Genomic DNA, 718 nt, shown 5'->3' with positions numbered 1-718 from the left:
GATCCCGGGAGATAGGGCCGTCAAAAAAGAAAATGTCCAGGTAGCCGCTGCGATCCGGGGTAAAGCAGCGGTAGGGCCGGCTGGGATCGATCTGGCCCTGGCTGACATCGATCCATTCCGTTTGACGCAAAGGACGAATGCGCTGCGCCTGGCTGGGGGCGAGGATGACGAAACGGATCCCGCAGTCGACTAAGGCTGCAACTGTTGCTGCATCGATGGCAGTTTCCGCCAGCCACATGCCTTCGGGGAAGCGGCCAAAGCGATGCTGGAAATCGGCGATCCCCCAGCGGATCTGGGTGTACTTGTCCCGCTCGTTGGCCAGGGGCAGGATGACGTGGTTGTAGACCTGGGCAATGGCATTGCCATGTCCCTCCAGCCGCTCGGCGCTGAGGCGGTCGGCAGTCAAGATGCGTTGGTACACTTCAACGTCGTGCTCCTCCAACCAGGAGAGGAGAGTGGGGCCAAAGTTAAAACTCAAGAATTCGTAGTTATTGACAATGCGCACCACCCGCCCCTGATCGTCCAGGATGCGGGCAAAGGCGTTGGGACGATAACACTCCGCTAAAATGCGCTCATTCCAGTCGTGGAAGGGGCTGGCGCTGGGCTGACGTTCAACGCGGTTCAACCAGGGATCCTCCCGCGGCGGCTGGTAGAAATGACCGTGCAACACCACGTAGGGGACGGTGGTGGTAGCTCGCGGAGGCGGAGAGCTAGCATC

1 pseudogene is annotated in these 718 nt (G+C 60.2%); it reads right to left on the bottom strand.

Annotation, left to right across the window (positions count from 1 at the left end):
* Positions 1 to 718, bottom strand: a pseudogene (locus NW858_RS09590) (glycoside hydrolase); the annotation flags it as partial.

This window comes from Synechococcus sp. H55.10, assembly GCF_047502715.1.
Lineage (GTDB): Bacteria > Cyanobacteriota > Cyanobacteriia > Thermostichales > Thermostichaceae > Thermostichus.
This window is presented reverse-complemented; position numbering and strand designations above follow the sequence as displayed.